We start from the raw sequence: 8,940 nt of genomic DNA on the forward strand, positions 1-8,940 counted from the left end.
GGAGACCTCTAATGGGTGACCCCGTTTTTTTTCCATTGCTGAATACAATGCTGAGCCCTCGATACCATATAACGCTTACAGCAGTTGAGCGCATTGCGTATCAACTGCCTGTTTTTGTTATACGGCGCAGGCATTCATCGCTTCTTGTCATTGTTGCTAGGCTGACGTGACTTTTTCACGCTTTCAGTTGTTCGTGGGGCTGGCGGGGGTGATTGATTATTTGTATTAGTAGTTTGCTTATTTTTATTAGTCATTTTGTAATCTCCATACAAATAGTAAAAGCAGCGACTAAACCAAGGCACCAAGCGCTGATAGTGAGCTCCTGATAAGCCAGCTCTAAATTTCTAGATTTATGATTAATTTCAGTTGCAAGTTTTTCCAGAGTATCGACGTAGCAATTGTATATATGCTTTGATGCTGTTTCGTCATCAACCACGGATAGGTATTCCGCTGTTTCTCGACTTCGGGGCATTACAGAGCAGTCACCGATACGAAGGGCCAGCAAAGCGTGTCCCCATGAGCAAACGATTGATAAAGCACCAAAGAGATATAGAACCAATATAACCCAAGCGACTTCTGTTACCGGTTGAAATATAGCTCCATCATTTATACCAGATAAAGCTGAGATAACTGCAATAATAACAGTGACGAAAGTTAGAAACTTTGAGCACTTATTTTCAAAGTGATCAAACCTGGATTGCTCTTCGGTATATCTATCCTTTAAATACTCAAGAGTTTGTTTCATCTGCCTAACTCAATATCCGTAGAACGCTTTTGTAATGGGCCGCGTTGCAGCGAAGCAGCGCATTTAGCGGTCCAACCCGAAGGGCGTTCATTCACAAATTTGTTATATGCCATAAAATTTTGCAATAGCGGTAGCTAGTAGACTTCCAGCGGCACCGACACTAACAGCCCAACTACCATTAGCTGCCTTTGACGTCATTTTCCCGATCCAGCCACTGACTTTTGGACCAAAAGATCCAGGTTCAGTCGCTTCTGGATCTTGGGATACAGCAAGTTCCAACGATTGAATATCGTCTTCCGTTACATCTTGGCCTCTAAAATAGTTAGCCAATGAATCAAAGTTACCAGACGTTACGGTCAGAGACATTGTTTGACTGACATTGCCTCCAGATACATTGCCAAGGACTCCTTGGAAATTTTGAATATTTATTGCAGATTGATTTTCGTTAGCGATTGCTTTTTCCTTTGCTGAGAAATTTAACCCATCACCTAGTATGCCTTGGGATTCAAGTAACAACGCCCAGTCTAGAAGCCTTGTTCTAACCTGCTCAAGGACACTCTTAACTTGGTTTTTGCCAATAATTCGAGTGGGTTCAAGCTGAGCGATTCCACCCTGCATCCGCATTAAGGCGGCTTTTTGCTCGGCAGGGAATGGGAAAGTTAATTGCTCTTTTTTGTTAGGGCTTAAAATTAGATGCTGCAATGACTCTACAGACTCAAAGATTTTCACATTACTAACGAGCGCAGCTAATTCGCCATCCTCAATTATGAAAGGTTGGTAGCCGTGGTAAGGATTAATGACTTTCAGTTGAGAACCAATTGTCCGATAGTCTGGAATATCGGCTTCTGATTCATAACCATTTAGCTCCGAAAGCACCCAAAATCTAAACTCGTCCAAACCAAGTTTTGATGAAATTAGTAACGCCTTACGCAGAAGATCAGGAAGGTGGTTTGTGCTATCGGAAGCCAACTCCTGTAACTGCACAACAATAGGACTATTCATGCATTCTCCTTTAGCATAGACATTGTATTACACGCTCCTTGCAAAGTTCATAAGCAGGTAAGCGCTTCTACCTTATTTAAGTCACATATCAGAATAAGGATAGATAAAACACATATCGTAGAAGCCCAAAAAATTAAGAACTGATCAATAAATATGCAAAAAGCTAAGACGGCTAGAGAGGATAAAGAATTTAGGTATTCATCCTGAATATCCGTCTGAACAGACTACGATACGGGTACTCCACTTACCCACCTGATTTCACTATATCGCAGTCGGGTGATTGATGGCTACCACTAAAAATAGCATCCAAATTCACTTTCTCACCGGTTAGTTACTAATAGTGTATTGAAGCGCTAGCTGATGGTTTAGCGGTTGTTGGTCTGTGGATAACTTTAGCGGTAGGGAGCGTTTTATCGCTTCTAGGGTGCTTTTGTAGAACAGGCGATTGCCTTCCAACCATTCAAAGCTTTGTAGTTGTCCAGCGCGGTCTAAGACTAGGGTGAAACGTACACGCCCTTCGATTCCGCGTTTTAGGGCGCGTTTGGGGTAGTGTTTGTTTTGATCTATTCTTCGCATCAGTTCCGCTATCAGCTGGTTTTTCTGCTCCGTTTTATTCAGTAGGGGCATGGCTGTTTTGCTTTCTGCTGTAAGAGGTTTTGTAATAGATGCTTGTACTGATTTTGTAGGAGATGCTTGTACTGGTGTTGTAGGAGAGGCCTTTGCAGGTGTAGCCTTTTTAGATACAGCCTTTTTGGCTGTGCTTTCTTTCGGCTCAGACGTCTTTGCTACGGGTTTCAGTAGAGGCTTAGCGAGCTGTTTAGGCTCTGTAGCTTTAGCAGCTTTAACTATTTTAGCTTGTTCTTTTTTCGCTTTTTTAGGAACGATGGGCTTGCTTATTTGAGCTTGGGGCTGAGGATTAAGCTGAGGCTCTGGGGGTAATGGCACCTGCGGCGCTGCGGGTGCCGAGATGGAGACGTTGACTCGCATCGGGGCATAGCTTGGGGCCATCTGCGCTTGCGCGTTAACGTCTTCTTTTTGTAATTGCTGCCAAACCAATCCATGTACGGCTAATGAAAACAGCACACCCAATAGTAATAAGCTTCGTTTTGTTGTTACAACAGTCACCTTAGTTATTCCGACTCAGTGACTATATCCATATTATCGATACCTACAATACGGGCGCTATCCAAGACATGAACCACTTTTTCGTAGCTCACTTGATGGTCAGCTTTTAGCTGCAAAATCAGTTTTGGGGATTGGGTAAAGATCTCTTTTAGGCGGCTTTGTAATACATCTGCATGAACGGGTTCTCCACTCAGGTGGTAGATACCGGTTTGATCAATGCTAATGGTCACCACCTCTTCGTTACTTAGCGCTTCACTTGTGGACGCTGTTGGCAGTTGTAGTGCGATCTGCTTTTCCTCAACAAAGTGAGCAGTCAGCATAAAAAAGACTAACAACAGAAACACGATGTCGATTAAGGGGGTGAGGTTCAGTATGCCATGCTGAGGCACGGGTGATTTATACTGCATCAGAGACTCATATTGCATTTGAGCCCCATGCTGCTTCAGAGCTCTGCTGGCGAATCTCTGTTTCACCTTCCTGATTGTGTTCAACCGATTCGGTTAAGTCGGTTTCAAGCACAAGCGCGGCGGCTTGCTGTAAACGCCAATGGTGGCGCGTTAAAGCGGATTCAATAAAGTGCAGTAATATTAGTAAAGGGATCGCTACCGCTAAGCCGACACCTGTGGTGAGCATCGCTTCCCAAATACCACCCGCAAGGGCCATCGCATCGACTTTACCTCCTGCATTTTCAATCACCTGAAAGGCTTTGATCATGCCCAAGATAGTCCCTAGTAGGCCTAACAAAGGGGCTGTATTTGCCAGTACTGAAACCGTTTTTAATCCACCTTCAAAACATTTCATCTCTTTATGGATCAAATGCCCTGCTGTGGCGCGTAATTCCGGGCCATAGCTGTTTGAGGCTTTCTTCTGTTGTAGCCCTAAGACAATCCTTTTTTCAGCGCCGTCTTTCCATTCAGAGATAGGGCTTTTCAGATTGATGCGACGCGTAAACATCAGCTGTAGATAGCGTCCGGCCAAAATTGATAAGCCCACAATGGAGTACGCGATTAAGATCCATACAATTGGACCGCCTTTTTCAATCCACATCATGCGGGTATCCCTCTCCATGCCGTATTCACAGCAACTAAAACCAGCATCAACGCACCCGTGCGGGTTAGTCCCACTTGCCATTGCGCCAATTGACTACGCAGTTCACGCCCTAGCAAAGCAACGCCGTAACGAACCAATAAGCTTGGAATGACAATCGCACCTAGGCCAAAACTCAACGCTATCATCCCTCCCCAAATTGGGTCGGCACTTTGCGCAGCCGCAGCCAACAATCCTAACAAAGGTATACACTGGTTCAAAGCTAATGAGAATCCGAGCATGGCGAGCTGCCATGCATTCCTTTCTACAAGGGGCTGTTCATCTGAAGCGATAATGTTTGCTGATGATGGGTCGGTTGTAGGTGCCTTAACCAATGAGAGCGAGGCCTCTCTATTCGATGAAGAGCCATTAGGTACAGAGCTAGTAGATAAAGCGCTCTTAAATGTAGAGTTATTAGCCGTAGCTACAGGTGCGTGCGCTGTCGCACATTTTTTATCCGCTGCCTGACGCCACATTTTAAGGGCTAGCCATAAGCTGATAATTGCCGCAAAAATAGGCACCACGGGATGCGCTAAATACTCCTTAATGACACTGCCTAAAAGGGCAGCGGTCACACCCATTGTAAAATAGCCAACTAGTCGCCCTGTCATAAAAGGCAGTACCACCGCAGTAAAGGGCCGTTGAGCGCCGGGACCTAAAAGAACGGGACCCAAATACGGTAGGCAGCTCAAGTTACAAGGCCCACTGCCAAAGCTTAAACCGATAAGAAAAGCGGAAAGCACCGCGGCCATAAAGCCGAGTTCTAATAGTTCAGCACTCATGGCTTCGCCTTTGTAGCTTTTTTAGAATGGCTAAAACCAACAAGTTTCACTTTATCCCACTGTATCTGCGCGTTCTTGCGGCGTTTAAAGTATTGAGGGCTGGCACTGAATACAGGGACATTGAGGTAGCGTATCTGTAATACGTCTTTGTCTGGGCAGAACTCGACACAACGGCCGCACAAGGTGCAATCTGGCAGCGTAATGTCTCGCGCCTTCTCTACCGCATTATGGTCTGTCTGCAACTCACGTATATCCATAGGGCACGCTTCCGCGCAGATACCGCACTTATCACAACGGGAGGTCCCCTTTTTAACTAAACGCGCTAAACCTATTTTGCGAAACAGAGCATGCATTGCGAGCAATGGGCAGATACGGCAAAACGGCTGTCGCAGCGTCATCGCCATAGCGATCGTCAAACCAAACAAAAAATCACCTAAGATCGACAACACCATGTAGCTCGGTGTCGAGGTATCGACAAACAGCTGCTCATCACTTCCGGTAAACAGGGTTGTCATAATTCGGCTAGGACAGATCTGACAAAAAGGATCTCCCCACTCATCACTCAAAAAGCCCAAGCTGGTTAACGCGGGTAAACCAAACACTAAACCACCTAGCATGAGCCATTTTACCGGCCTTATTTTATCCACAGCGCCATGGGATAGGCTGTCGACCTTTCGTAAACCTAGTTTCTGGCCGATTAGCTGCATCACTTCCTGGAAGAAACCTAGCGGGCAGATCCAGCCACAGAATGCTTTATTGAGAAGGACGAACATCATCAAAAAAGTCACAAGCGTTGTGACCAACGGCATGAAGAGCTTCATCATGTCACCGCTTTCCACTGCGGGACCTAAGCGATGATGCATCTGGTGCTGGAGTGGAATCAGCGCACAGTAATCTGCATTCATGGAATCATAAGCGCAACTCAGAGAAGGCAGCGCACCTGATATTTTATCTGCAGCATAAAAGCCAACAACGACCGAACCGTAAACCAAGAACACAAACATAAACAACTGAACAAAGCGCCGAACAACCGTCAAATTCTTAAGCCACATCATTTTGCTTTCCTCCGGTTATGTTCAGGCAGTTTGCGATTAATAAAGAAGCCAAAAACCAAACCGATGAGTACCACCAGCGCCCCAAGACTGACGCTCTTCCAACTGGATTCGCTCGGATGATAAGCAGCCGTCATACTGGCCTCATACACTTTCCCATCGTGGCTATAGGAGCTAAATAGCTGCATTTCACCGGGAGGTGTCGCACGTTTAAGCGGGGTAATTTCTGGAAAATCTTCAGGGATAAGCAGCTCAATAAAGCCCGATTGATCGGTATGCAGGATTTCATTGCTGCCAAACCGAGTCGTCGCTAGCAGCCCATGCTCTGCTAAAGGCTCACCTTCAAACGTAATCAGAAATCGATACAGACTTTTACTTTTATATTTCCAATGCTCTCTAGGCAAAGGGGAAGGAATAATTTGCAGACCGCCCAAATTCAGCGCTAGAAGGTCTGAAGGGGAGGTATTAACCGGACGGCCATTATTATAGATATACCTAACAGCTAAACGGTGAGTATCGCCCTGTCTCTGACGCGCCACTAATGCATGGTAGTTATTCTTTCCGGTGGATTTTAGATGCACAGAATCCCCGTGCAGGTTTAGATCAGAAGACTCAAGATCAGAATGTATATATGAGACAGCCGTATCGCTGCCTTCTTTAAGCCCTATTTCTTTAAGCCCAGTTTCTTTGAGCCCCATGAGCTGAAATGCCTTAGCCATACGGCCGTGCCCATGTCCACCTGAAGCATTAGGATTATCCACAGGCTGCCAATAGATATCCGCGAAAGAGAGGGAGCTAATAAAGAGCAGAATGCTCGGAAGGTACTTATACCTGGACTGGTACTTATATCTAGACTGGTGCTTATATTTAGACTGGTATTGGTACTTGCACGTGCCCATAACAAAAAAAGCCGCAATGATTGAATTGCGGCGATTTTAACGAAACAGCTGTGATTATAAATGTGACCCAATGTCACATGTGACAATTAGCCACAGAGGCTAAGTTCTACTCTATCATTAAGAGGTTAAAAACTTTTCTTCAAAATCTTGAGGTAAAATTGGCTTCTCATAGAGGTAACCCTGTCCCTCTACACAGCCCATATCCGCAAGAATCTCTGCCTGCTCAATCGTCTCGATACCTTCAGCAACGGTAATCAAATCAAAGTGACTGGCCACATCGATAATCGCTGAAGTGATTGTGGCATCATCTTTACTACCGGGTAATCCTGCGATAAACGCCCTATCAATTTTAAGCTGATCAAGGTTAAAACGTTTGAGGTAAGCCATACTCGAATACCCGGTACCAAAGTCGTCCAGAGAAAGCTGCACTCCTAGCTGCTTTAATTCCCTTAGCAGCTTAAGCGTGGTCTCTTCATTCTGCATAAGCGTACTTTCTGTGATCTCAACCACTAAAGCATGAGGAGGTAATCCTGACTGCACGAGCGCATTACGTACCTCATCCACAAGCTCAGGTCTAAACTGGCGTACGGACACATTGACCGACATGGTGAATTCACCCTCGGCTTTCTCTAGCCATTTCACCCCTTGCGCGCAAGCTTCCTTTAATACCCAAGCGCCTATAGGCACAATGAGACCACTTTCTTCCGCTAAAGTAATAAAGAAATCCGGGAACACGAGTCCTTGGGTAGGGTGCTGCCAACGAATTAAGGCTTCACAGCCAATAACTTTCTTCCCTTGCAGGCTCATCTGCGGCTGATAGAAAAGAACAAACTCTTTATTTTCAATAGCCTTTCGCAGAGCAATTTCAACCTGCAAGCGCTGCGAAGCCATATGATTCATCTCAGCCGTATAGAACTGATAATTGTTACGACCCTGCTTTTTAGCAAAATGGACCGCTGCATCCGCATTACGTAGCAATTTATCAAAGTTCTCACCATCATTTGGATAAACGGCGATACCAATACTTGGCGTGATCGTCAGATGACTATCATTCTCTAGTGGCTTAGAGATCTCATAAAGCACTTTTTCAGACAAGGTAGCAGCCGTTTCAAGAGGGCCTAGATCAGAGATAAGAATCATAAATTCATCTCCACCCAAACGGCTGACGGTATCACCTTCAGGCAACATATTTTCTATACGCTTGGCGACCTTCTGTAAAATCTCATCGCCAAAACGGTGACCTAAACTGTCATTAATATTTTTGAAATGGTCTAAATCGATATACAACAAAGCAAAAGGACGGTTGCCTTTCTGCTTACTCATAATAATCGTTTGATCAACGCGATAACCTAACAGACGTCTATTTGGCAAACTGGTTAATGGATCATAATCAGAAAGGTACTGTAACTTCTGTTCAACCTCTTTACGTTCTGTAAGATCAGTAATCGAAGCGATATAATTAAGAACCTGCCCCTCCTCATCTAAGGACGCGCTAATCGTTAGCCATTGCGGGAAAACATCTCCATTTTTTCGGCGATTCCATATCTCACCGCTCCACTGTCCGTGATTATCGATACCTGCCCACATATGACGATAAAATGTTTCATCATGCCGGCCAGATTGTAAAAACTTAGGGTTTTTTCCTAGGACTTCATCAGAGGTGTAACCTGTAATTTCTGTAAAAGCATCGTTAACTGCTAATAAACGACTGTCCTTTGCCGCAACCATAATCCCCTCACGAGCATTATCAAACACACGAGAGGCCAGCTGTAATTGTTCCGTTTTTAGATACAGTTCGCTCTGCTTTTGCTCAATATCTTCATGGTACTCAGTAAAGCGTCGATTCATCCATTGAGAAAAAATCATCGTCAGTGACAGTGTCAGCACCGCCGCTAAGAGTAAAAATGCATAGAGTTGGAAACGATCTTCTCTTTGGGTTTTAGTGAGCAGCGCCTTCTGCCCTTCCAATAACTTCGCAATATCATCAAGATAGAAGCCAGCAACAATTATCCACCCAAGCTCTTCAACTTTTTCAACAAGAGAGACCTTTCGGTAAGGGCCTTCGCCATTGGGGAAATACCAATCATATTCGATAAAGCCACCACCTTCTGCAGCTTTAGCATGAATTTTAGCTATCACCTCTTGTTCAAGCTTCTGGCCCTCTTCACTCAGAACATCACCCTTAATTGAGCTAACGCCCGGTGTCGAGACAAAATGCCCTTGTGCATTAAACACAGCAAAATAACCGT

The 8,940-nt window shown here is 45.0% G+C and carries 9 protein-coding genes; all 9 read right to left on the minus strand.

From position 1 onward, the window contains the following. Nucleotides 1–250: 250 nt before the first annotated feature. The gene (locus B4K11_RS01270; protein WP_292957065.1) at nt 251–745 is read right to left on the minus strand and encodes a hypothetical protein; all 495 of its coding nucleotides are present in this window, start codon (nt 743–745) and stop codon (nt 251–253) included. A 102-nt stretch (nt 746–847) separates the two neighbouring features. Beyond that, on the minus strand, nt 848–1,747 hold the full coding sequence (locus B4K11_RS01275; protein WP_292957068.1) for a hypothetical protein: 900 nt from the start codon (nt 1,745–1,747) through the stop codon (nt 848–850). 327 nt (nt 1,748–2,074) lie between these two features. Continuing rightward, nucleotides 2,075–2,872 (minus strand): energy transducer TonB, encoded by a 798-nt coding sequence (locus tag B4K11_RS01280; RefSeq protein WP_292957071.1) that lies wholly within the window; start codon nt 2,870–2,872, stop codon nt 2,075–2,077. 5 nt (nt 2,873–2,877) lie between these two features. After that, nucleotides 2,878–3,297: an ExbD/TolR family protein gene (locus B4K11_RS01285; protein ID WP_292959192.1), complete on the minus strand. Its 420-nt coding sequence runs from the start codon at nt 3,295–3,297 to the stop codon at nt 2,878–2,880. Continuing rightward, nucleotides 3,287–3,922, minus strand: a complete 636-nt coding sequence (locus tag B4K11_RS01290; RefSeq protein ID WP_292957076.1) for a MotA/TolQ/ExbB proton channel family protein — start codon at nt 3,920–3,922, stop codon at nt 3,287–3,289. The genes B4K11_RS01285 and B4K11_RS01290 overlap by 11 nt, the downstream gene beginning before the upstream one ends. Beyond that, on the minus strand, nt 3,919–4,740 hold the full coding sequence (locus B4K11_RS01295) for a sulfite exporter TauE/SafE family protein (protein WP_292957079.1): 822 nt from the start codon (nt 4,738–4,740) through the stop codon (nt 3,919–3,921). The genes B4K11_RS01290 and B4K11_RS01295 overlap by 4 nt, the downstream gene beginning before the upstream one ends. Next, nucleotides 4,737–5,795, minus strand: a complete 1,059-nt coding sequence (locus tag B4K11_RS01300) for a 4Fe-4S binding protein (RefSeq protein WP_292959193.1) — start codon at nt 5,793–5,795, stop codon at nt 4,737–4,739. Before B4K11_RS01300 ends, B4K11_RS01295 begins: the two co-directional genes overlap by 4 nt. Further along, nucleotides 5,792–6,553, minus strand: coding sequence for a hypothetical protein (locus B4K11_RS01305; RefSeq protein WP_292953157.1), 762 nt, complete (start codon nt 6,551–6,553; stop codon nt 5,792–5,794). The genes B4K11_RS01300 and B4K11_RS01305 overlap by 4 nt, the downstream gene beginning before the upstream one ends. Nucleotides 6,554–6,808: 255 nt before the next feature. Next, nucleotides 6,809–8,940: EAL domain-containing protein (locus tag B4K11_RS01310; RefSeq protein ID WP_292959194.1), on the minus strand; the 2,132-nt coding region annotated here is incomplete at its 5' end.

This window comes from Neptuniibacter sp. UBA6509, from assembly GCA_002435145.1.
Classification (GTDB): domain Bacteria; phylum Pseudomonadota; class Gammaproteobacteria; order Pseudomonadales; family Balneatricaceae; genus Neptuniibacter.